Here is a 26,731-nt window from a genome sequence, read left to right on the forward strand (position 1 = left end):
TCAACATTTATTTGTTGAGGATTTTTTTTTGTTATATACTCAACTTAAAGTAAAACTTTATACTATTTATAATACGAAGGAAATGTTAATACAAACTTATCTATGGGGGCTACTGACTAATAATATATAAGCAAGCTTGTTTTTTTATTAAAAATGCGCATTTAGTTTTATGAGGAATAATAGTTCTAGTATTTATGTTTAGAGCCATTTTTTTCTTTTAAAATAGTATAGCATTCCAAAGAAGATAAATATCATTACACCCCAGAGTATAAAATAAGCATATTTATGCTTTAATTCAGGTATGTTTTCAAAATTCATACCGTATATACCTGCTATAAAGGTTAGAGGGATAAATATGGTAGCTATTATGGTTAGTACCTTCATAACTTCATTCATTTTATTACTTAGGTTGGTAAGGTGCATATCCATTAAACCCCATATCATTTCTCTATATATATCTACGTTTTCTGCTACTTGAATAGTATGGTCGTGTAGATCACTTAAATATAAATGTGTTTTTTCTTGTACTAATTTTTTGTCTACTTTGGTTAATTTACCGACTACTTCTCTTAAAGGAGAAACTGCTCTTCTTATTTTTAATACTTCTCTTTTAGAGTTTTGAATATCGAATACTAATTGATCATTATTTACTAAATTAAATAGGTTGTCTTCTATAGTTTCGGTTTTTTCACTAAGTATGTCTACTAAAATAAAGTAATTATCTACTATGACATCTATTAAGGCATATAATAGGTAATCTGCTTTCATTTTTCTAACCAAACCTTTGGAAGTTCTTATACGCTCTCTAATAGTGTCAAAAACGTCTCCTTCTGTTTCTTGAAAAGAGAGTAGATAATCTTCTCCTAAAACGAAACTGATATGTTCTATTTTTAATTTATTGTTATCATCGAAATGGAGCATTTTTAAAACTATAAAAGCATAGTTTTCGTATTCTTCTAATTTAGGACGTTGGTGTGTATTAACTATATCTTCTATTAGTAAGGGGTGCAATTCAAAATGTGTACCCAGTTCTTTAATGGATTCAACATTGTTTAAACCATTAACATTTATCCATGTTATGTTTTCTTTATTTTCATATAAGAATACATTTTTTACATTTTCTGCTCTTTCTTCTACTACCGTGTTTAAGTTATAGTCGAAAATCTCAACATTTAAGTCTTTGTTTTGTTTTTTTCCCATATAAACAGGAGAGCCAGGAGCTAATCCTGTATTCTTTCTTTGTGTTGATTTGTTGATTTTCATTCTAATTAAACCGTATTTAGAGTTATTTTATTCTATTAGATGTATTATATAGAGAGGCAATAGAATAGAAGTTAAAGACAATGTACAAAATAGTATGATAATATGTAATAGGCTTTTTTATTATTCATTTTTAAATAGAAAAACTCTGTAATTACATTACAGAGTTTTTCTATTTAAAATATGCTAATGATTATATTATAATTTATATTTCTGTTCTAAATTCGAATACTGGAGATTTAGATGTGTTTCCTGCTTCGTCTTTTGTTACTATTATCCAGTAATAAACTGTATCGTTAGTTAATGATATATTATTTTCTGTATTAGTATTTGTGTTTTCCTTTTGTAATTCTGTTGGAGGATTGGTTGTGCCTAAGTAAATATCATAAGTTGCTATATCGTTATCTAAATCACTTCCCAGCCATTCTAGATTAACAGGATTGCTTGTTATACTTCCCATTTTTGGTGAAATTATTGAAGCAGGAAATGGAGCATAGTTTTCTTCTGCTTCGCCTGCGTTAAACAAATTCCAAGTTTCACTGGTTGCTACTTTTGTAGTTTTGTTTGATTTAGATATAACATGCCAAGAATAGGGCACACCTCTTAATAGTGTAAATGAGGCCGAGTTACTAGATGTTGTTTTTTCTTGAATAGTATCTGTATTTAAATTTTTTATTATAATGGTGTAGTTATTTGTATTGCTAGACTTATTCCATTGGAATGCTACAGTGCTTTCTGTTTTAGATAAAATATTACCTTGATTACATTCTTCGTTTTTAAGTGGAGTTACTAGTGTAGCAGCTTCTGGAGGTAGAATTTTATCATCACCACCATTATTGCTATTAGAATCGTCGTTACTACTGCTACCGCAACTAACTATAAATATTAGGGTTAATACTAGTGCAGTTCTTTTTATATGTCGAAGTATCATTGTTTAATAATTTTAGATTGAAAATTAATTTTTTGAGATTTTAATTGAATAAAATAAAGGCCTGGTTTAAGTGTTTCTAAATTTAAGTTAAATTGTTTATTCTTTATAAACTTATTTTGTTGCATATAAACTTGTCCTGTAGAGGATATAATTTTGTAATTAACAGTATGGTTTACATTATTAAGAAAATTAAGACTTAATATTGTTTTGACTGTGTTTGGAAACAAAGTAATGTTATTATCTAAATTAATATTTTCTGAATATTTTCCTTGACATTCTTTAGCGGTTTTTACTTCTATTTTATTATTTCCGTCTTTTAAATTAAGGGTTAATATATTTTTAGTTGTTACTATATTGCTACCATTAAGAGTAACATTATATGTATCGCTTCCATTTAATGTTAAACTTACTTGCTTGTTTTTTGAGTTTATTTTACTTGTAACAATAAGTTTTTCTGGTTGGTATATTATAATATTAAAACATTGCTTGTAGTCTAAGTTGGCACTAGTTGTTATGCATAATGTATAAGAACCTGCTTCTAAATTTGTAAAAGATGTATTGGATGTAAAACTTTTTTCTATATTTAATTCTTCAATTTTGGCAGAAAAATTTAAGGTTGTATTGTTAGATGTAATTGTAATAGAACCATTATTACTACTTATACATGTTTCACTTTTTGTTAATATTTTAAAATTATCTGATGCTATTTCGAATATAGGGCACCCATCTGTATTTACAGATGTTTTTAAAGGGGTATCTGGACAAAGATCAATATCGTTTGTAACACCATCTTTATCATCATCATTTGGTAGAAAATCTATACAATCTTCACCAGGTAGTCCATAACAGCCATTACCGGTAGGACTATAAATGGGATCCCAAGTTATTCCTGCAACCCAATTATCTGCTCCATATTCGTATGCTCCAATATCTGGAGACGTACCTATATAGCCATCTGTTATACCCGTTATAATACGACCTTGGTTTATAGGGCTTGATTCTGGTTTTAGAGTAAATTTTCCGTTGTTAGCATCAGTAAATACATTTGCTGTAACTACTAAATTATTTTGTTTGTCAGATTGAGGTTCCCAATCTCCATTGTTTGATAGGTTATTCCAAACTTTTACATTAGAAAAAGATGTTCCGTCTTTATGCCAAGCTCCCATAACCTGCGATCCATTCCAAAGTGTGTTGTTATAAATTTCTATATCTTTTCCATTCCAATTAATTTGAATATTGGTCCATTCTGTGTTCCAAACCACATTGTGATGAACCTTAAAGCCTGCAGCATCATTATCTAAATAAATGGCAGTGGCTTTAGATTTAGATCCGTTAGACTGGGTGTCGTGAAACCAATTATGATGAATTTCTGTTGTATACTGGGCACCAACGGTATAAAATAGCCCACAATCATCTGCTAATAAATTGCTTTTAGATACATCATTATAAGCTATTTCATTGTTAGTTCCATAATATTGAATGCAATCTCGTCCTCCATTAAAAATAGTATTGTTTTTAATAAGGCTATTATTTATACCTCTAGCTACTAGAGGTGCATCATAATTGGATAAAAAATCGAAATCGTGAATATAATTATCTATAATTTGGATATTATTGCCTCTTGCTTGTATTCCTGCGGATGTATTAAATGCTATTTCGCATTTTTCGATGGTATTATTAGAGCCTTGTATATTAATACTAGCTTTTCCTGCTCTTGAAGAGTTAGAGACTCCTATGGTGTAATTGCCATAAAAAGAGGAAACAGCATATAGTACATTGTTAGTGGTTTTATTATTTCCGTTAGCTTGCCATGTAGAGCTATCTTCCATATTTATCGCACCTCCAAATACAGCAATATTTCTAATTTCAATATAGCTTTTGTTTTTTAAATTAATGGTTTCAATTCGTTTTCTCATTTTTACTTCGCCATCAGTAGGAGGAGTACCTCCTTGAAGTTGAATGAATAACTCTTTAGATGATTCATCAAAATACCATTCATTTTTATAGTCTAAAGCTTCTTTAACACCTTCGAGGTAAAAATCTCCGAGATCTTTAGGTGCATGAAATGTTCTTACCCAACTTTCGTTAGTACCAAATTCTAAATCAAAATTTACACGTCCGCTAGAACTACTTGTAATTCTTTTTTTCCATGCAGTCCAACCAGAACCTGCTTTGTCTCCGTAAAAGAAAATAGCACCACCAGTCCAGTTTATTGCTGGAATAGTGTTTTCTGTTAAATATGCATTATTTATAATTTCTCCACTACTGCCTCCAGTATTTCTAATTGTTGCTATATCGAAAGGGTTGTTATTTGTTTTGTTGGGCCACCTAGCTAAATCGCAAGCTGTTTGGTTTACCATAACGAAATTTTGATCTCCAAGACTATTAAAAGTAATTTTTGTTTTGTAAATAGATCCTGAATCTTGTGTCCAACCAGAAAGCGATTGCATAGCAGAAATAATTACTTTTTCTCCAGGATAGGATTGATATATAATAGGATTTCCTGCAGTTCCGGAGTTTTTAGGGGATAGTGTTTCTTCGTAGGTGCCTTCTCTTATGTAAACAATGTCTCCAGGGAGAGCTATTGAAGCTGCTTTTGATAGAGTTAGATATGGACTTTCTATGGTTCCAGAATTAGAGTCGTTTCCGTTTTTAGCAACATAAATATCTTTAGCAAAGGTGTTTAGTGTTAATAGTATAATGGCAATAGTAATTAACTTTTTGTAGATGTTTACTATCATTTGTATAGTTGTTTAGTTAGTTTTATTTGTTACTAAAAAGTATGTATAGATTATTTTTTTAGTTTGATAGCTATGGTATATATATGATTATTAGTACTTTTTATGTGTTTTTGGATTTCTAAACCATGATTAGTTTGTTGCCATTTTATATTATTAGAATTTCCTAAAATATTAATGTCTTCAATAGATAAATAGGTTAGATACTCTGAATTTTTAGCTAAAGAGGTTATATTAATTTTACCATTAGTAGGCCAACTTAAAACAATAGCGTAAAGTATGTTTCCTTTTTTTGTAAAACGAATATCTTTTGAAGAAAATAGGTTTGAGTTGTTTTTAGAATAATAAACTTCATTTATTTTGGTTGGTCCTTCTCCGTAAATTTTCCAAGTTGTAGTATTGTAAATAGCTTCTCCATTTATTTTTAGCCAATTACCAACTTTAAGCAAAATATCTTTTTGATTATTTGGTATGGTTCCATCAGATTTTGGTGATACATTTAAAATAAAACTTCCGTTTTTACTAACAATATCAGCTAAATTTGCTATAATTTTATTAGTTGTTTTATGTATTGAATTACTAGTATTACTGCAGGAGGTTTTCGAAATTGAAACATTGTTTTGCTTTTGTAATTCTTTAAGAGTTGATAATTTATCGCATTCAAGGTTATAAATAATTGTTTTCTCAGGAAATGAGTTATTATTTTTATCTTGTAAAACAACTTCTTTACCCCATTTTACACCTTTATTATAGTAATAAGATGCTAGTTTTGGGCGTATGTTTTCAAAATTAGGTGAATTATTATAATAATCTATCCAAAATATATCTGGTTGGTAGTTATCTATAAGATCTATAGTTCTATTCCACCACCTTTTTTTAAATTCGTTAGATACTGGTTGATTTAAATCTTTACCCTTAGCAGAATACAAATCGGCATAATCTGGGTTTGTAGTGTCAAAATGATCTTTTTTATTATAAACAGACCAATTAAAAGCAAATTGAGAAGAAGCTCCCATTATAAGTCCTTTATTTCTTCCTGCACGAAATAACTCTCCTAATATATCTCGTTTTGGACCCATGTCGTATGCATTCCAACGGGTGGTATTAGACTTATACATAGCAAATCCGTCGTGATGATCTGCAACAGGTATAACATATTTGGCTCCTGATTTTTTAAATAATTCTATCCAATTGTGTGCATCAAACTTTTCGCCTTTAAATAACGGAATAAAGTCTTTATACCCAAAATCTTTTTGATTACCCCAATTGGCTTTATGATGTATGAAAACATGAGAAGGTATATTTTTTTTTGAGCTTATTGGATAATTGAAATTGGTACTGTCTATATACATTAGCCTAGGGTAACTTTCGGCTTCGAATGCAGGAACTGTATATGCTCCCCAATTAACGAAAATTCCAAATTTAGCATTAGTAAACCATTTTGGTGTTTTGTAGTTGGCTTTAATAGAATCCCAATTTTCTTTATAGATGTTTTTTTCAATAGGATTAGTGTTTGCTTTTTTTTGGCATGAGAAACATAGTGTAATAGCAAGACATAGAGTAAAGACTAGAGCTCTATATATTGAATTAACTATTGGTAATCTCATAAATTAACGTGTTATTTATTAGATATAATATTTATTCGGTGTTGTATTTCAAACACCGAATAAGTATTATTTAATTTTTAATAATTTTACGTGTAATACCAGTATCTGTTTTTAAAAAGTATAACCCTTTTTTTAAGCTTGATATGTTAATAGAATTTTGAGCTTTTAGTTTTAATACCTCTTGTCCTAACGCATTGCTAATAGTAAATGTTTTAACATTGTTAATATTGCTAAGGTTTAAAATGTTTTTAACCGGGTTTGGGTACATACTAAGCGTATTAGCTTTTATATTTTTAACAGATAGAGCTGGACTTACAGTAAAGTTGTTTTGAGCGGGTAGAGATGCTGGAGCAAAATTTGTATCATCGCCCGCAATAGGTCTAAACTGAAAGGTGTAAATAGGAGCAGGTGTATCTTGATGGCTAATGTAGTTATTACCTTGATCTCCTGCATTAGGATCCCAATTGGCTCCTAAATCAGAGCTAGGTCTCATTGTACCGTTATTTTTGGCACTGTTAGGAATATTAATTGTTATTGTAGTAGTCATGTCGGTTCCAGGATCTAGTTCAGTTGGGTTACTAAAAAGACCATACCAAATATCACTAAATAAATTTACATCATTAACTGTTCCATCAGTTATCGTCCAAAGAGTAAACTTGATGCCATTAGGAGCAATTGGCATATCTGAAGAATATATTATATCTATATCCATTGTAGCACTAGAAGGGTAGGTTACAGAAGCTGGATTCCAATCCCAAGAATCACCTAATGGAGCAGATTCTATTGTAATAGCAACATCATTACCTGTTACATAGCTGGCCCATTGGTTGGCAGAGTTTTGGTAACCAACCCTCATAAAATAAGCTTCATTTGCAGGTAAATCGGCAGAGGCCATTAAATCTGTTGGAATAACCCAATCTATGCTAGAAGTACCAGTGTGCGTGTTTGCGACAGTTAAGTCATTTTTACCTTTTTTCCAAGTCCATTTTGATGTGTCTGAATTCCAAATTTGAATAGAGTATTGTAAGTTTGCTGAGTTTGTACCACCTACAGTGTGATCTAAACCAGCACCGTCATCACCAGCATCAAAGCTAGCAGATAAAGGATAGGATTCTCCCATTGTTACCGTACTAGGAGGTTGTGTTACCCATGTTTTTGTAGGGCTAGTTTGCGCAAACATAAAAGTACTTGTGAGTAATGCAAAAAATAATTTTTGAATCATAATATTTGGTATTAATTAGTTTTAGTTATAACTCAAAGTTAAATTTATAATGAGCAGTAAAGGGCTAGATTTGTCCAGAATACTATGATAAATGTGTTTTGAATTGCTCCAAACGTCAAATATTAAAGGATTTTTACTTTTTTACTATTAATTTTGTTTTATTGTTAATTTTTAAAATATAAACTCCTGTAGTTAAAGACTTAGAAAGGTTAAGTTGAGTTGTTTTTGTAGTTTCGTTATACGTTTTTCTTTCAAAATTTAAAAAGCTTCCTTTTAAATCTATAAGTTGAAATATATCATTTTCAGATGTGTTTGTAATATTAATGAAATTACTATTTAAAGGATTAGGATATACTTTTTGAAAAGAGCTATCTTGGTTAGGTATTGTTGTTTTTCCATCAAAATATTTTACACCAAAATTGTAAGCGTTTATGCCAATTTGTTCTCCAATTATTCTTCCTGGAATATCGTCTGCAGGAGGGTGTATGCCTCCCCAAATTCTAGATAAACTACATTGGTCTGAGGCATCTCTGTATGTTGCCCATTGCAGTTTTACATCTACACTTGGTCCTTCTTCAAAAACTAAAAACTCATCTTTTTTTGCAATAAACTCGCCATATCCCCCAGGGAAAAACTCATCTCCAGTTAACAAAGTCATTACTTCTGCAGCAGCTCTAGAGTAGGTAGAGTGCCCAGAAACGTATCCTGCAAATGGAGGAGTAACAAAGCTTGGGCGTTGGTAAGGCCACCAGTTTTCTGCTAAAATCCAGCCAACACCAGCGTTATCTGTTTTAGTATTTTGAATGTATTTATGCCCTCGCCAAGTGTATAATTTTATTTTGCCAAGGTGTTCTTTATTTGCCCCTTCAAGTGCATCGCCAGGATTTACGGTTTCTATGTAGCCTTCTTTTAATGGTATACCAGCAATGTGGTAATTTTCTAATTCAGCATTTGTACTTTGTCCTAATTTTGCCATGTATCGTATAGCAGATATTGGTCTTATATAATCGTACCAACCTTTAATGCCCCATGCGGTAATGGCAGCATCATGCATAGTACCTCCCATTAAAAAATAGGCTTTTACATCCCATTCTAAATTATTTAATATATCTCCTTTTCCATTTAGTTTTTTTACTAACAAACTATGGTCGCTTACGTAATTTAAAAGAGTAAACCAATGTCCAGGCGGGGTTTCTGAATCTGGACCATCTGCCCAAAATTCTGCTAATACTCTTGTATAGTCTCCTCTTGGAACTAATTGCTCTTTATAAGGTGCATTTGTATACGGGTTTATATTGTGTCCTTTAGAAATATCTCCGCCATCTGTAGATTTATAAAAGTCGATAAAGTCGTCAAAATTTGTAGGAACTTCATTTAAGTTTATGTTCCCTATGGATTTTGGTGAAATATCCCAAATGATATTATCTGATGGATCTAGGTGAGACGACCATATAGAAACCATAGAAAACCCCCATTTGTAAGCATCGCTTGAAGCATTATTTTGAGACAGATTAAGCATTGGAGGCTCATTTGGATCATGATATACTATATATTCATTTCCATCTTTATTATAAATGTTCTTATTTTCATTAATTAAGGAAAATGGATGAACTGCACCCCATTCTGGACTTAAAAAATCTGGTGTGTTTTCAGATATTAAATTACCACTTTGATCTATGAACTGAAATAAACTTAATTGTTGCCATCGATTTGGGTTTATGTTTTTATTTATTCCAGGCAAAGCAGGTATTAGTGGTGTATTAGTAGGTGTGTAATGTTTGTTTTTATAGTGGTCGATTTCATTAGATTTATCTGTTTTACCGTATTCTAAAATAGTTTTTGCTATGTAGTTTCCTAAAGCAGCAGGGTTACCAGAGCTGTAATCTATTGATTTATAATCTGTAGGGTATCCTAAATCAGCCATTATAAAATCGAATGTGCTTTGCGATTCTAATTGTCCTGGAGAGTTTTTAAAACGGTGAGATAGTAACCTATAAGCAGCATAACTCATGGCTTTTTCTTTGGCTTTATCTATATTTTCTTCGGTAGCGAAACCGTTAAAATTATTACTGTACCCATGTACTTTATTACCTAATAGATATGTTCTTGCTTTACTATTAAAAATAGACCAAGCATCATACAGGGCTATACTTGTGTGAAATAAATTTCTTGCATGAACAGTAGGTCTTGCATAATCGTTGCGTATAGCATGTAATAGTGCCTCATTCCATATTCTAGCTACCGAGCGTTTAGGAGATGTATTGGCTATGCTTAGGTTTACATCTGCATCTATTTTTTTTGTTGTACAGGTTAATCCGCTCTCAATTATGGATACTTGTCCTTTAGCTTCAAGATGCCATTGTACTTTAATTGTTTCTGTATTTTGGCCTTCTAATATTTCTCCTCCTGTAACGTACCATTGCACAGACGAATTTGTGTTTTTATTGTATGTGTATGTTTCAATATTAAGGTATCCAGATGTTGTATTCCCATTAATTACAGCTCCATCCATGTAGGTACAAGAGCCATCGTCTTCTACTGCATTTGGATTATAGCTACAAGAATTAGGATCTGTACAACCTTTTATTTTTACTCCCTGAGTTGTATCTACAACCTCATAATTATTACCTTCTATTACTTTTATTGTAGCATCTATTGGTAAATTATTATAGGTTTCAATTAGACCAGAAGGCCATTTTATTTTAATTTCTGAAATAGATGTTGCATTATCTAAGCCAAAATGTAAAGGTTGAATACTTTGAGAAAGAAAACCTACGCCAGAAGCGTAACGGTGTAAACTTCCGTTGTTTGTTGTAATTGATACACTTGCACCAATAGCGTTTCGGTTTGATGTTGTACCTTCTAATATTACTTTAAACCAATGTGGGTTTTGTGTAGAATTTTCGTTAATAGTCGTGTTTTGATAAAAGTAAGATTCTTTATTACTGTTTGATACAAACAAGTCTAAATCTCCATCGTTATCATAATCAAAAGGTGTTACTGCAAACCCCATGGTAATGGCGCCTAAGCCTACCTTACTGGTTTGCTCTGTAAAAGTGTAGTTTGCATTTGCATCGTTTTCAAAATATACATTAGCTTCTCCTTCAGGAAAAGATTCTTTAAACCCATTAACAACAAATAAATCTTCATCACCATCCAAATCAAAATCAGAAAAGGTACAACCCCAACTCCAGCCAGTTTTTAAAACACCTTTAGTTTCTGCTAGTTCTGTAAAAGTGTTATCACCATTGTTAGAGAATAAAAGATTCTTGTTTATATCGGTAACATACATGTCAAAATTACCATCGTTATTATAATCGCCTATGGTTATTCCCATATAGTTGGCACTTCTAGCCATATCGTATTTTAACGATTGATCTTCAAAAATACTTCCAAATTTATTTATGTATAACTCGTTAGGAATAAAAAAATCGTTAGTAACATATAAATCCATCCAATTATCATTATTAAAATCAAATGGCATACTCATATAAGATTGATTCATGCTGTTTACATTATAAAATACAGAACGATCTTCAAAGGTTCCGTCTCCTTTGTTCATATATAATATATTACCATCGCATCCATTCCAAACAGAAATATATAAGTCTATTAAACCATCATTATTGGCATCAAACCAAGTAGCACCAGCATTACTACATTCGTTTCGTTTTTTTATTTTAGCTTGTGTTGTTGTTTCTGTAAAAGTTCCATTTCCATTATTACGAAATAATTGTACTTTAAATGCATGTGTAAAAAAGATGTCTGGAAAGCCATCATTGTCATAATCGCCCCAAGACACTCCATATTTAATACCGTCTAGATAACCATTGTCTTTACTCTCTTCTGTTGAAGGAAATAGGTTATTTAATCCAGAAGTAGTAGTGACATCTGTGAATGTACCATCGTTATTGTTTCTAAATAATTTGCTTTTCCCTTTTTCTTCATTAATATTATCTTGGGCTTTGGCAACTACAAATAAATCAAGGTCATTATCACCATCATAATCTGCTACAGCTACACCATTATTTTCGCCTATATTGGTTAGTTTAGCAATACGCTCGATGCGTTTAAATGTTTGTGAAAAAGATTTTAAACTAAATAAAACAATAATAAAAAAAAGTAAGCAGTTGTTTAGTTGTTTCATAAGCTTGTAAGTTATAATGTAATAAAACTTAAAGTTTAATATATTAAAATTTAAGTTAATAATAAAAGCCTATTTGAAAATTCAAATAGGCTTTTAAAAGTTGTAAGTTTAGCCTTTTGTTTATGGCCTTAATTCTTCTTTTACTAAATAAAAGTCGTCATAATATATTACAGCATCACTGGCTGAATTACCATCAATAATAGCTCTAAACATTATTTGAGATATTGGTTGACTTTGCTTCCATGTAATAGTAAATTCATTCCAAACTCCTTGTTGTTCAGTTCCGTTGCTATAGTTTGTCCAACCTTGTTGAGTCCAGTTTTGAATAAAAAAGAATCCAGATCTAGCTGTTGGAGATACTACAGAACCAGGCTTAATATATCTTTTATATTTAAAGATGTAATTTGCATCAGGATCTAGAATAATTGGTTGAGAAAGCACAGCTGCTGGTTGTACATTAGCTTCTCCTGGTACTATTGTAGCTTTTATACTATAGCTACCAGTAGATGCTTGTTCAGAACTAACTTCAACAGTGCCTTTGTTGTCACCATGAATTCCCCAACTATCGCTTCCTTGAAAACCAAAGTCTTCTGCGCCTTGTACTCCAATAGGTAGTAAGTTAACATCATGCATGTTTACAGGCACATCTGTAAAAGATACCGGAGTACGTGTATCTGTAGATTCTATACCACTACCATCTAGTAGTGTAACTGTTATTACATCTGGTCTATAAATAGGTTCTGTTAATTTAATATCTAAAAAAGTAGAGTCATCTGCATTAATAGAAACAGATTCTATATTAAATACTATATCGTTTACTTTTACTTCAAAGAAAGATTCTTTGTTAAAAAATGGTGCAAACTCTCCGTTAAAAGGAATCTTAATAGTTTCGTCTTCTTGTTCGTTTATGTTTCCTGTTAAAACAAACGGTTGAGACGAAGGTATTACTTTTACAGGTCTGCTTATTATAAGTCTGTCGCTATCTGCAGGAATATTTTCTCCAGATCTAGATACTGTAATTCCTGCTTGAAAAGTTCCTAGTTTTTTGAAAACTAAGTTAGCAACTTCTTGGTTTCCTGATGCCACTGTTTCAGGTTCTGCGCCTTCAGTAGGAAATGTTCTTGCCCACCAAAATCTAGTTGTTGGTTCTCCTATTGTTGTTTTATCTGTAAATTCTAAGGTGTCTCCAGCTTCAACATAAATAGTATCTGTACTTTCTAAATCTAATAAAACATTAGCTTGTCTTACTTCAATTTCTGGAACAATAGTATCATAAACTTTAACTGTTAGGGTAGTGTCTATAACCCATTTTCCGTTTATTTCCTCGGCTTCCATAGTGTATGCGCTACCATTTTGAAAACCTCTAAAAGCTACATACTCGTCAAAAATATTAAACATTCTTACTTTTTGTAATCCAGATTTTTTAAAGTAAACATTTATAGTTTTATCTGTAGAAGTTGTATCTCCAGGGTTAATAATTCGTGTTTCATATAATGAAGAAGAATCTCTAAATGTAAATGGTCCTTCTATAAAGAAGTTACCTTCGCCTATAGTCCATTCATGATGAGAGTAATTTTGCGATAAGTTGGCAAAAGTAATATAATCATAAATGTTAATTTCTAAAGCTTGTTGACCTAAACTATGGTATAGTCCAACATCATAAAAGCTATTTGGTGCATCGTAATCGTCGTCCTGACATCCAAAAAAGGCTGTAGTTAGAACAACTGCAATTAAATATATTTTTTTCATTTTCAATCTTTTTTATTTATACAAATCTGGGTTAGCAATTACTTCGCTATTTGGTATTGGCCAATATGCGTGCTCTGACTCATTATAGTTAACTGCTGCTTCTTGGAATTCATCCCAGTCTGGTGTATCATCATTAGGAGATGCAGGATCTATTTCATCACAAAGCGCTCCCCACTTCCAAATTAAGGTTCCTTCTTCATTTTCTATTTGAAATGAAGTTCCTGTGTATTTTCTAGCAGCTAACTCTTGAAAACGTTGCTTTTTAATGCCCCATCTTCTAAGATCTATATTTCTATCTCCACCAGGACCCTCGCAAGATAATTCTAATGGGTATTCAACATGTCTTAAATGCTCGGTTAAATTTGTTGCATTATAGCTTACGTTATCATGGTCGTTTGTTGGGTATTCTCCAGAACCAACAGGTCCTAATAATTGTAATGCAGAACGTCTTCTTACTTTATTTATATATAGTAAAGCTTCGTCGATGTCTCCCATTTCTATTTGAGTCTCAGCATAGTTTAAGTATATTTCTCCTAAACGTAACAATCTTTCGTTTACACCAGAAATTGTTGTACCATCTGTACCTTCAACTTCTCTTTCAGAGCCTGCAAGGTCCCAGTTGGTGTGCTTTCTCCAAAAACAAGTCATTTTTACATTAAAACTAGCTCCTAAACCTGTTTTAGGTGCTCCGTAGTATGTCATATCATCGTCATCAGCTATTGCTACAGACCATGAAGTTCTCAAGCTATATTTTCTAAATGCTTCTGTACCGTCTTCTAAAGTAATTTTGTTTCTATTATCAGAATAATCTAAAGGATCGTTTCTATACTCTTGAATTAACCAGTTTGCAACTACACCACCAAACCATGTTCCAGAGCCTCCAGTAAGTAGTTGATTTATATTAGCATTTGAAGCAGAAGATTTTCCATCTAGTCTTGATAATGTATAAACTATTTCTAAAATAGATTCTTCGTTTAACTCATCCATAGTAGTAAAGTTACTGCCTATGTTTGGTGTTAAAGAATATCCATAATCATCAATTACTCGTTTTAAATATGTTGCAGCAGTAGGAAAGTTTCCTTCATATAAATATGATTGACCTAATAATGCTACAGCAGCACCAGAGGTTACTCTACCTACTTGAGATTCGTTGTTTCCATCAACCCATGTTGCAGGCAGGTTAGAAGCAGCGTATTCTAGATCGTCTCGATAAAATGTTAGGATTTCTTCAGATGTATTTACCGGTTTGTAATACCCAGTTTCTGAAGTAGGAACTTCTGACCATAATGGAACAGAACCACCGTTATAATGGTTATGAAGATTAAAGTAAGCAAATCCTCTTAAAAATCTAGCTTGTGCTAAAATCTCGGTGTTCTCTTGCTCTGAGTCTTCATTACCATAAGTTCCTGCTAATTTTTCTGCAGCAGCAATAACTTGATTAGCTCTAAAAATAGTAGTATATAGACTAGACCATTTTTCTACAACAGCTGTGCTCGCCTCGTTAAATGTTTGTTGGTAGTATATATTTGTATTATTTGGTCTTTGGTAACCATTAGCCCAAGCATAGTCTGAACGAGCTAACTCATCTACTAATCTATAATTATTAGGGTTAGAGTAGGCGTCGTAAACCGCTATTATTCCATACCTAAGGTCTTGTATATCGTTCCAGAATGTAGCTGGAGATATATTGTTTGGATTATCTTGTTCAAGAAAATCGTCTTTACATCCTACCATAGCTAAGCAAAAGGCCATGATTAGAACGATTTTATTATTCAATATTTTTTTCATAATCTTTTTTTTTTAGAATTGAAGTTGGAAACCTGCTCTTATTTGAGAACTAATAGGGTAAGTACCTTTATCAATACCTCTAGTACTTAAACCATTATTACCAACTTCTGGATCAAATCCGTCGTATTTGGTAAGGGTCAAAATGTTTTGTCCAGTTACATAAAAACGTAATTTAGATAAACCTATTTTTTCAATTTTACGTTTAGGAATTGTGTAACCTAAAGTAATGTTACGAAGTCTAGCAAAAGTACCATCTTCTAACCAATAATCATTTCTACCTCTAACATTATTATCTGTCGTAGAGCCTCTAAATACAGGTATTTGAGATGTAGGGTTTTGTGGAGACCATTGGTAAACTAAATCTTGGTGATTACCTTCTTGGTAAGCATAAGCTTTATTTCCATTCATAATTTCTCCTCCAACAGAAGCATACCATTGCATAGAAAAGTCTACACCTTTATACCATGTATTAAAGTTGAAACCCATTTCGAATTCTGGAGTACCGCTACCAGAGTATTGTCTGTCATTTATATCTATAACACCATCTCCTGCATCAGCTACACCATCGTTGTCTGTATCAACTGTTAAAGCATCTACTAGTCTTAAATCTCCTAATCTAGCATTACTGTTAGGGAATTCTTCTAAGTATTCAGCTAATTCAGCATCAGTTTGAATAACTCCGTTAGTTTTTATAAGCATAAATGCACCAGCTTCCATTCCTTCTGCTAAAACAGAAACAGCATCTCTATCGTTAGATGTTCCAGAAATTGTACTATCATCAAAATAGATTAACTTATTAGTATCTGCCATTTTAGTTATAGTGTTTTCATTTTTTGTAAAAGTTACACCAGCATTCCATGACCATTTACCTTTATGACGGTAATTAGCAGCTAATTCTACACCTTGATTAACCATGTCTCCAACGTTTAATACTACTTCTGCATTTTGGCCTGTGCCACCACCAACAGTAGGAGGGAGTAGTACAGAGAATAGCATATCTCTTTTATTTGTTCTATAAATATCTGAAGTAAAAGTTAATTTATTGTTGAAAAATGCTAAATCATATCCAAAGTTAGTTGAAACAGAAGTTTCCCATTTAACATCTTCGTTGGCAAAGCCTTCTTGAATAGCTCCATTAATTAAGCTATCGTCTCCGTTACCAAAAAGGTAATCGTTTTCTAGAACAATAGTAGGTTGGTAGCTATAATCTTGAATACCTTGGTTACCTGTAGTACCATGACTTGCTCTAATTTTGAAAGAAGATACAGTTCCTTTTAATTGTTGCCAGAAATCTTCGTCTGACACATTCCATCCAAGAGAAAAAGAAGGGAAAATACCCCAAGGATCTTTTCTAAATCTTGAAGATCCATCTCTACGTATACTACCACTAAATAAGTATTTACCTTGATAGTTGTATTGTACTCTACCTAACATACCTATAAGAGTATTTACTCTATCTTGCGTCCAACGGTTATTTCCAGAACCAGCTTCAGGGTCTTCTAATGCGTTGTTTAAAACTGTTATGTCGTTGTCGAATAAATCGTAACGTCTTGCGAAAAACTGAGAATACGAATACTCCTCAGCAGAATAAACCCCTGTTAAAGTAAAGTTATGGTCTCCAAAACTCTTTTTATAAGTTAAAATGTTTTCTAAAGTTTTCTTTTTAGATAAATTACTTTCATTATATATTTGAGCTCTTTGTTGTGATGGAACTTCATTACCTTCCCAATCGTAAGCAGTAAACTTTGGATTTATTCTTATTCTAGTACCATTGTTTCTACTTACAGACCCTCTAGATGTAAATTTTAAATTTTTATTAAAATTGTAAGTTAAACTTAAGCTACCATCAAAATAATCGTTTTGAGCATTATCTGTTTGTAGTAATCTATACCCTAAATAAGATATATTAGCTGCTCCAGATCCATCACCACTTTCTGTAGTTTCTTCTATACTAGGGTCTATTGCTGTTTGGTAAGCATCAAACCTTATAATTTCTTTTGTTAAACCCCAAGGAGAATATTCACGATCTTCCATTCTAAACGAAATCCCTGTTTTAATATCCCATTTTCCTTTTGAGTATGTTGTGTTAGATCTTACGTTAAAACGCTCTAAACCAGATTTAATTATAGCTCCTTCTTGGTTAAAAAAGTTTGCAGTAATGTTGTATGCTAATCCGTCTTTACCACCAGATACATTTAAACTGTGATTTTGTATAGGGGCATTGTCATTTTGTACAACGTCTTCTAAACTGTTATTGTTTGCTAATTGATGAGCTGCACGCTCTATAGTAGTCCATGTGTTACCAAAAACTCTTCCTTGTTGTGCATACGATAATAAAAATTGGCTATACCATCTATCTTCAGATTCCATTAAAGGTGTTCCAGAAGTAATGCTTTGAATACCATAGTAGCTATTAATATTAACCTTCATTTGGCCAATTTTACCTTTTTTAGTTGTAATTAAAATTACACCAGCAGCACCTCTAGTACCATAAATAGCTGTAGAAGCAGCATCTTTAAGTACATCTACGGTTTCAATTTCTGAGATACTTAATTTAGGATCGCTTTCAAAAGGAATACCATCTACCACATATAATGGTGAGTTAGCACCAAAAACAGAGGTTAAACCACGAATTTGCACATTCGCTTCAGAACCTGGCTCTCCAGAACTAGATGTAACAGAAACACCTGCTATTTGTCCTTGTAAGGCAGAACCTAAATCAGACGTTGCAGTATTCATAATATCTTCTGCTTTAACTTGTGCTACAGCCCCAGTTATTTCTTTTTTAGTTTGTGTTCCGTATCCAACTACTACAACTTCGTCTAGTGTAGATAAATCTTCTTTTAAAGAAACGTTAATTAAAGTTTGGCTACCAACAGTAACTTCTTTGGTAACATAACCTAAATAACTAAAAACAAGTACATCTTGAGGTTTTGCTGAAAGCAAAAAATTACCGTCAAAATCTGTTACCGCTCCAGTTGCAGTTCCTTTAACTATTATACTAGCTCCAGCTAAAGGCTCGCCTTCTCCTCCAGATACTACACCACTTATTGTAGCAGATTGGGCTTGAACGACGTTTGTGCTAATTATGCATATTAATGCAAAGAAGCACAACTTGAGTTGCGACTTTTTAAATCGCACCCTTTCAAGTAATTTGATTTTCATATTCATTTTAGTTTTAAATTAGTTTATAGGTTACAAATATGAATATATTTCAAGTTTTCTAGGGAAACTGAGGTGTAAAAAACTAAAACAATCGTATAAATTTAATAAGGGTTGACTTGGTTTTGGTTTATTAAATGCTTGATTTTTAGTATTTTATTTTTAATGTCAAGTCTCGGTCTAGTAAGAATCGTATTAGTTGTTTTAGTTTTTATTAGTTGGATTAGAGTACGGTAAATATTATAAAAAAACCTTTTAAATTTAAGAGGTTTTTTTATAATATGGTGGTTGTTTAAGGGCTAAATATAATTATTTAGGCTTGTTTTTTTCTTCTTGATCTTCTTCTTTCGAAGATGATTCTTCATTGCGAATAAACTTACTTGGTATAACTCCAAATTGCTTTTTAAAACATTTAGAAAAATATGATGCTGTGTTAAAACCTGTCATATACATAATTTCTTTAACAGATAAATCGCTGTTTTTTAATAGTTGTACAGCTCTCTTTAATCTAATGTTTCTTATAAATTCTCCAGAAGTTAATCCTGTTAATTCTTTTAGTTTAAGGTATAGGTTACTTCTACTTAAATTCATTTCTTTTACAAGAAACTCTACACTAAACTCTGTGTTCATCATATGTTTTTCAACGATTTCAATAGCTTTTTTCAAAAAGGTTTCGTCTACAGAGGTTACTGTAATTTCTTTAGGCTGTAGTGTAATCTCTCTATTAAAACGTTTTCTTAGCTTATCTCTTTGCTTAACAATGTTATTAAGTTTAAGCTCTAAAACTTCCATGTTAAAAGGCTTTCTTATGTAAGCATCAGCTCCTGTTTTTAGACCTTCTATTTCCCATTCTTGAGATATTTTTGCTGTTAGCATTACTACAGGAATATGACTTGTTTCTTGCGCATTTTTAAGTTTGTCGCAAAATTCGATACCTCCCATTACAGGCATTAATACATCTGTTAATATAACATTAGGTAATATCTTTTTGGCAAGCTCAAAACCGCGTTCTCCGTTTTCGGCTTCATAAATATCATATAAATCTTCTAAACCATTTCTTATAATAAGTCTTATATCTGCACTATCATCTACAATAAGTAAAGCAGGTAATTTAGATCTTGTTTTAGAAATGTTTTTTTCTACAATTTCATCTATTAAACCAATAGCATGTGAGTCTTCGTTTAATTGATTTAAATGAGCATATGTTTCGGTAGCATCTCTAAAGCCTATACCGTTAATGTTTTCGTAGGTTTCTTTATATCTAGGTATCCAAATAATAAAGTTAGACCCATCTGTAGCGTTACTTACAACGTCTATGCTTCCTTGGTGTAATTCTATTAACTTTTTTGCAAAAGATAAACCAATACCAGAGCCTTCGTATTTAGATTTTTTTGAGCCTTTTTCGCTATAAAAGCGTTCGAAAATAAGGTCTAATTTGTTTTTAGGTATACCTTTTCCCGTATCTTTTACTTGTATTATGGTATAATTTGCTTTATCTATTTTAGTTTTAAAACCATCAGGGACTTCAAAATTTTGACCTCTAAAAATATTTAGGCTAATAGAACCTCCTTTTGGTGTAAATTTAAAAGCATTTGAGAGTAGGTTGTTAATCACTTTCTCTATGGCATCTGGGTCTATCCAAGTTGTAATAAGTTCTGCTTCAGATTTTATATTGAAGTTAATATTATTTTTGCTACTTAAAAACTGAAATGGTTCTCCTATTTCTCGAATAAACTCAACAATATTAGTTTGGCTAACAGTTAGCTCCATTTTGCCTTTATCCATTTTTCTATAATCTAAGAGTTGATTTACAAGTCTTAAAAGATAGTCTGTGTTTTTAAGCATGAGTTGATATTGTTCTTTTGCTTTTTCGGGCTTTACATTTGGTCCTTTTTTTAACAAGTATTCTATTGGGCCTTTTATAAGTGTTAGCGGAGTTCTAAATTCATGCGAAATATTAGTAAAAAACTCTAATTTAAGTTGTTGTATCTGTTCTTGTTGTCCCTTTTCTAATACATCCAATTCTAATTTGTGCTTTTTAGAAGAGCCTATTATTGTAAAACGTCTAAAAGCAAAAAGCCCCATAATAAAAAGCATGATATATATTAGTATAGCTAAATTGGTTCTGTAAAAAGGAGGTGTTACATTAATTTGCAACTCTACTGGAGTTTCGTCCCAAATGCCATCATTGTTAGATGCTTTAACTTTTAGGGTATATAAACCAGACTCTAAGTTTGTATATGTAGCAAAACGCATGTCTGCTTTTGTGTAAATCCAGTCTTTGTCAAAGCCTTCTAACTTGTATGCAAATTGGTTTTTGCTTGGCGCCGCATAATGTAAGCTAGCAAACTCAAAAGAGAAGCTGTTTTCTTTATATTTTAAATCTATTTTTTTAGTATTATTAATAGATTGTTTTAATATAACTCGGTTTCCTATTTCTTTACCAATGCCTACAGGTTTATTAAATATAGAAAAATTGGTTATTACAGTTTCTGGTAGGGTAGAATTGTCTTTAATTTTCTCAGGAAAAAACTTATTAAAACCATTTACACCACCAAAGAGCATTTCTCCATTTTTTCTCTTAAAAGCTGCAACTTCTCCAAATTCATGACTTTGTAAGCCATCATTTACATCGTAATTTTTAAAGGTTTTATCTTCTATATTAAATTTAGATAATCCTTTATTGGTTGATAGCCATAAATTACCATGATTGTCTTCTAGTATAGATTTTACAACATTATTAGGTAACCCTTGTTTTTCTGAAAAAGAAATAAACTTAACTTTATTATCTTTTGTAGTAACTAGTTTGTTTAGTCCTCCACCAAAGGTACCTAGCCAGATATCGCCACTTTTACTTTGGAAAACGGTTAAAATATAATCATAGCTTAAGCTAAACGCATCATCAGGATTATTTTTATAAACAATAAACTGTGGGTTTTTTTTATTTATTTCATCTTTTGGTAATTTGCTAAGACCTTTGGCTGTAGCAAACCATATATTACCTTGCTCATCTTCAATAATGTCTCTAATAATATCGTTGGAGATACTATTTTTTTGATGAATGTTATAAAAAAGGTTGTCTTTTTTATACTCTCCAGGCACATCTGTCGCTAACCATCTGTGAACACCAGAATTATAGGTTCCTATCCAAATATTTTTTGAAGAATCTGTTAAAACAGAAAAAACGCTAGAGCTTATGTTAGATAATTGCTTAACATCTTTGTTTGTAAATTCTTTTTTAGGGTCGGTAATATCCAATTCAAATAAGCCTATAGACCCTTGGGAACCTATAAGCAACTTTTTTTTGCCTGCAATAGTTATTTCGCTTAAGTCGAATGCAAATTGAGAAGACCCTATACTAGTAAAGTGGTTTTCGTTTTCTCCATACCTTTGCATGTTTAAACCATTACCTTCAGTACCAATCCATAAGGTTTTATTACTGTCTTCAAAAATGGTTCGAATATTATTACCTGTTAAACTATTGGGAGCTCCTGTTTTTTGAATAAGCTTAAACTGTTTAATTTCGGGGTTAAACTTATTAACGCCTCCGCCATCTACACCAACCCAAACAATACCACTACGGTCTTGGTATAAGGATGAAACTAAGTTATTACTTAAACTTGTTGCAGGGTTGTTAGGGTTGTATCTAAAATTGTTAATTAAAACAGGAGGATCTTTTCTTTTTCCTGTTTTATAATAGAGAAGTCCATCTGTTTTTGCTCCCCATATGTAGTTGTTATCTGTTATTATTTTCTTGAAAAAACCACCAGAAAGCCATCTTACTCTTTGTGCAATACCATAAGGATAATAAGAATATAACCCACCTCCAGAACCAATTATAAGTCGGTTTAAATTATCTTCGGCTAAGCTTCTTACGGGCATGTTTGGTAAGCCAATTAAATGGTTTACTAGTTTAAAAAAGTCTTCTCCTTTTTGGTTTTTTGTTAATTTAAAAAGCCCTTGGTTACCACCAGCCCAAATTTGATTATTACTATCTTCGAAAATGCAATAGTAGTTTGTCGATTCTTTGCTTAAATAATTTGGTATTTTTATTTCTAAATGTTTAAACGTTACAGAGTCTAAAGGTTTTGTGGTGTCTATAACATCTATGCCTTGATTGGTACCAATCCATAATCTGTTTTTAGAATCTTTAAAAATGCTAGAAACATGATCGCTAGCCAAACTACTAGAATCTTCTTTGTTGTGTTTAAATCTTGTGAAATTTTCGGTGCTACTGTGGTAGTAATTAAGACCTTGCCCAGTTGTTGCTACCCAAAAATCGCCACCTTTATTAGGAGCAATATCCCAAACTAAAATACTAGATATGCTTTTAGGGTTATTGGGTTCTGGCTTAAAAACCGTGAATTTATACCCATCGTATCTATTTAATCCATCATGAGTTCCAAACCACATATAGCCCAATTCGTCTTGGTATATAGTGTTTACATCATTTTGAGATAAACCGTTTTCTGTCGATAAATGTTCGAAACCTACAGCATTTTGGCTATGGCTGTTAAAAACACAAATGAGAAAAAAAACAAATAGTTTTACTTTTAGCATAAAACGAAAAAATTATTTAAAGGCGTGTATTATTATAACAAATATAATAATACACGCCTTTAAATTATAATGATTAGTAAAATATAAAAAAAACTCTAAATTTTGTTAAAATTTAACCTCACTAGGGGTAATTTTAGCGTTTAGAGGTAAGATATAAAAAGTATATTTAAAATCTCCAGGTTTAACTAAATACTTGTTTAGTGGCTCTGCTCTAAAAGACCATGTGTTATCTCCTCCAACACCCATTTGTATTAAGTCTATGTTTACTGTTAACGTATTTCTTTTATTAAGTTCGTAGGTGTGTCTAGCTTCGTTTAAGTTATTTAAAGCATAAGGAGAAATACTAAAATTAAGAGGCTGTTCTCCTTTAATTAATACACCTTTGCCCGACGTATTTTTTAAACTAAACCATCTTGTTTCCATGTGGTTTCCAAATTCTTGAGGCACAATGTATTCGTAATTCATGGTATTAGCATCACCAGAATAAATACCTATTTTAGCGCCTGTGCTTCTGTCTGAATAATTTGCTTGAGGACCTTTTCCAAAATATTCTACATTATAAAATTGGTTATCAATATCGAAAGACATACCTATTTTAGGGATATTTGGTGCGTCTTTGTTTATAGAGGCTTTATAGTCTACCTTTAATTGTCCATTACCTAAAATAGTATAAGTTAAGGTAATGTTGGTTTTAGGTGTATTAATACTTCCTTTAACTATAATTTGTTTTTTACTAGGTTCTAAATCTTTAATTGATACACTAGATGTTTTAAAGTTTTTTGAAGCATCCAACCAAGCTCTTTCATTTTCTTGTTTTTTAGACTTTCTATAAGCCAAATCAGCTTCGGTTTCTGCTCTCCAAAAGTTAAGAGTAAGTGGAGATTTAATTAAATTAATACCTTTAGATTCAAAATTTGTTATAACTCCCTTTGTTTTATCTACTTTAATAGAAAACAACTTATTTTTTGCTATAATGTAGTTAGAATTTTCAGTTATTTCAATTTCAGAAGTTTTTATAGATTTTGTTTTTAAACTAGGCGTTTTATAAGGCAGTTTAAATTGCTCTTCAAAAACAACATAACCTTTGTTTGCCCAAGGTGTATTGTTTTTTAATTTACCTTGAATTGTAATAAGATATTCGCTGTTTGCCTTTAATTTGGGTTTTTTAATGTCTATTTTAATTTTTTCCTTTTGATAAGGATTCGTATTTAAACTAACTATATCTCCTGTTTGAATAATTTTTCCATTTTCTGATATATACCAAGTCAAATTATATTTTGATAAATTTGAAGCATGATGTCTGTTTAATATTTCAAATTCACCATTAAGCGAATTAATTTCTGTAATAACAGCAGGCTGATTTACTTTTTTACATTCGTAAATTTCTGGTTTAGGAGTTCTATTTGCAGCAATAATACCATTTAAGCAAAAGCTATTATCGTTAGGCTTATCTCCAAAATCGCCACCATAGGCTAGGTATTCTTCTCCATCTTTTGTTTTAGTAAGTAAACCTTGATCTATCCAATCCCAAATATAACCTCCAAGTGCTCTATCGTTTTTGTAAATAACATCCCAATAAGCTTTCATGTTACCTAGGGCATTTCCCATAGAGTGTGCATATTCGCACATAAGTACAGGTCTAGTGTCAAAGCTGGTTATGTCTATTAGGTTTTGTAATTCTTTAGCCTGCGGATACATTCTACTAATCATATCTACATATTTCTTATCAGAAGGATTTGCGCCTCCAGGCGAAAAATAATTTTTCTTATAGTCTTTATGAGTAGGCTGACCTTGAGCGCCTTCGTAATGAATATAGCGTGTAGGGTCAAAATCTTTTATCCACCCAGCCATGGCTGCGTGATTTGGGCCTGTTCCAGACTCGTTACCTAAAGACCAAAATACAATGCTTGGGTGGTTTTTATCGCGTTCTACCATTCTAATAGCACGTTCTAAATAAGCGCTTCCCCATTCTGGTACATTGGATAATTGACCGCGAGTGCCATGCGATTCTAAATTAGCTTCATCCATAACGTAAATTCCGTATTGGTCACATAAATCATAAAAGTACGGGTCGTTAGGGTAGTGCGATGTTCTTACCGCGTTAAAGTTAAACTGTTTTATTAGCTTAACATCTGCTTCTAAATCTTCTCTAGATAAGGCTTTGCCTTTTTTCATATCATGATCGTGTCTATTAACTCCAATCATTTTTACAGGATTTCCGTTTACTAAAAAGCGTCCACGATCGTCTATTTTTAGCTCTCTAAAACCAACTTTGGTTGTTATATGCTCAATTATATTGCCTTTATTGTCTTTTAAAGAAAATAATAAGGTATAAAGGTTAGGAGAATCTGCAGACCACTTTTTAGGTGCCTTAACTTCGGTTTCTATCATTGCAAAAGCAACATTATCACGTTGCGGATAGTTTTCGCCAAAAAATGTTTTTAATTTCATGGTTTTTGGCTCTCCAACTGTATTATTGTTTTCGTTTAGTAATTTGGTGGTTAGCGTCCAATCATCATAATTGGTTTTTAAAGGGTTGGTGCCAAAATAACCAACTTTTTTAATGTACTTGTCTTTTACATTGGCTATAAATTCTGGCCTTATTTGTAAAAGTGCGTTTTGGTAATTATCATCTAATTCTGTTCTAATAGTAAAATCAGATAATCTTACTTTAGGTACAGCTTGCAAAAATACTTCGCGCTCTATACCGCTTAGTCTCCAATGGTCTTGTGCCTCTAGATAGCTGCCATCGGCCCATCTGTAAACTTTTACAGCTATTTTATTTTCTCCTTTTTTTATGTGTTTTGTTACGTCAAATTCAGAAGGTAAGCGTGTATCTTCACTATAACCTACAAAATTACCATTTATCCAAACATAAAATGCAGAAGACACACCTCCAAAATGAAGTATAATATCTTTTTCGTTCCAAGATTCATCAACAGTAAATGTTTTTATATATTGCCCAACAGGATTGTCGTTATGGTTTATTTTAGGGAAATCGCTAAAAAAAGGATAAGTGGAGTTAGTATAAATAGGAATACCGTAACCTTGCATTTCCCAGTTAGAAGGGACTTCTATTGTTTTCCAATTAGAAGCGTTAAATTCATTTTTATAAAAATCATTAATAGCATCATCTGGTTTAGGTACCCAATTAAATTTCCAATCTCCATTTAAAGATTTGTAAAATTTCGAAGCTTCTCTAATATTTTTAATAGCTAGTTCTTCGGTTTCAAAACTGTAAAATGTAGCTTTTGCAGGTAATTTATTTATTTGATTCACTAAAGGGTTTTCCCAATCATTTTGTTGAGAGAAAGTAGAAAGTGAAATAAAAAGGAAAATTGAAAAAATACTTCTGGTCATTGTTTAATTATTTTGTTCAACAAAAATCGATTATTACACTTATAAAAAAAAGCATAGATGTTTTATTAAGTAGCACTAATGTGTAATTACCATCGTAATTAAGAATAAAATATGATAACCATGTTAAATTATTAAAATCTTAAATTTTGGAAGTTTTTTTGTTAGCTCCTAATTTTTTTTGCTTAAAACCTTTAATAATAGCGCTAT

11 protein-coding genes are annotated in these 26,731 nt (G+C 31.8%); all 11 read right to left on the reverse strand.

Annotated elements, in window-relative coordinates; translation table 11 throughout:
• Positions 1 to 198: 198 nt before the first annotated feature.
• Positions 199 to 1,263: a magnesium/cobalt transporter CorA gene (corA, locus tag ABD715_RS00005; RefSeq protein WP_344785677.1), complete on the reverse strand. Its 1,065-nt coding sequence runs from the start codon at positions 1,261 to 1,263 to the stop codon at positions 199 to 201.
• A 202-nt stretch (positions 1,264 to 1,465) separates the two neighbouring features.
• Positions 1,466 to 2,191 carry a hypothetical protein gene (locus tag ABD715_RS00010; RefSeq protein WP_344785679.1) on the reverse strand — a complete coding sequence of 242 codons (726 nt, stop codon included), beginning with the start codon at positions 2,189 to 2,191 and terminating at the stop codon, positions 1,466 to 1,468.
• Positions 2,188 to 4,932, reverse strand: coding sequence for a right-handed parallel beta-helix repeat-containing protein (locus ABD715_RS00015; RefSeq protein WP_344785681.1), 2,745 nt, complete (start codon positions 4,930 to 4,932; stop codon positions 2,188 to 2,190). The genes ABD715_RS00010 and ABD715_RS00015 overlap by 4 nt, the downstream gene beginning before the upstream one ends.
• A gap of 50 nt (positions 4,933 to 4,982) precedes the next feature.
• A complete protein-coding gene (locus ABD715_RS00020) occupies positions 4,983 to 6,536 on the reverse strand; it encodes an alpha-L-fucosidase (protein ID WP_344785683.1) in 1,554 nt (517 codons plus the stop codon).
• Between the two features lie 70 nt (positions 6,537 to 6,606).
• Complete coding sequence (locus ABD715_RS00025) at positions 6,607 to 7,758, reverse strand: T9SS type A sorting domain-containing protein (protein ID WP_344785685.1); 1,152 nt, start codon at positions 7,756 to 7,758, stop codon at positions 6,607 to 6,609.
• Positions 7,759 to 7,891: 133 nt separating this feature from the next.
• A complete protein-coding gene (locus tag ABD715_RS00030; protein WP_344785687.1) occupies positions 7,892 to 11,905 on the reverse strand; it encodes an FG-GAP-like repeat-containing protein in 4,014 nt (1,337 codons plus the stop codon).
• A 120-nt stretch (positions 11,906 to 12,025) separates the two neighbouring features.
• On the reverse strand, positions 12,026 to 13,654 hold the full coding sequence (locus ABD715_RS00035) for a hypothetical protein (protein WP_344785689.1): 1,629 nt from the start codon (positions 13,652 to 13,654) through the stop codon (positions 12,026 to 12,028).
• Positions 13,655 to 13,666: 12 nt separating this feature from the next.
• The gene (locus ABD715_RS00040) at positions 13,667 to 15,442 is read right to left on the reverse strand and encodes a RagB/SusD family nutrient uptake outer membrane protein (protein WP_344785691.1); all 1,776 of its coding nucleotides are present in this window, start codon (positions 15,440 to 15,442) and stop codon (positions 13,667 to 13,669) included.
• Positions 15,443 to 15,454: 12 nt separating this feature from the next.
• The gene (locus ABD715_RS00045; protein ID WP_344785692.1) at positions 15,455 to 18,607 is read right to left on the reverse strand and encodes a SusC/RagA family TonB-linked outer membrane protein; all 3,153 of its coding nucleotides are present in this window, start codon (positions 18,605 to 18,607) and stop codon (positions 15,455 to 15,457) included.
• A 306-nt stretch (positions 18,608 to 18,913) separates the two neighbouring features.
• Positions 18,914 to 23,164 carry a two-component regulator propeller domain-containing protein gene (locus ABD715_RS00050; RefSeq protein WP_344785693.1) on the reverse strand — a complete coding sequence of 1,417 codons (4,251 nt, stop codon included), beginning with the start codon at positions 23,162 to 23,164 and terminating at the stop codon, positions 18,914 to 18,916.
• A gap of 105 nt (positions 23,165 to 23,269) precedes the next feature.
• Positions 23,270 to 26,524: a beta-galactosidase, LacZ type gene (gene lacZ, locus ABD715_RS00055; RefSeq protein ID WP_344785695.1), complete on the reverse strand. Its 3,255-nt coding sequence runs from the start codon at positions 26,522 to 26,524 to the stop codon at positions 23,270 to 23,272.
• Positions 26,525 to 26,731 lie beyond the last annotated feature (207 nt).

Source organism: Postechiella marina (assembly GCF_039538365.1).
Lineage (GTDB): Bacteria > Bacteroidota > Bacteroidia > Flavobacteriales > Flavobacteriaceae > Postechiella > Postechiella marina.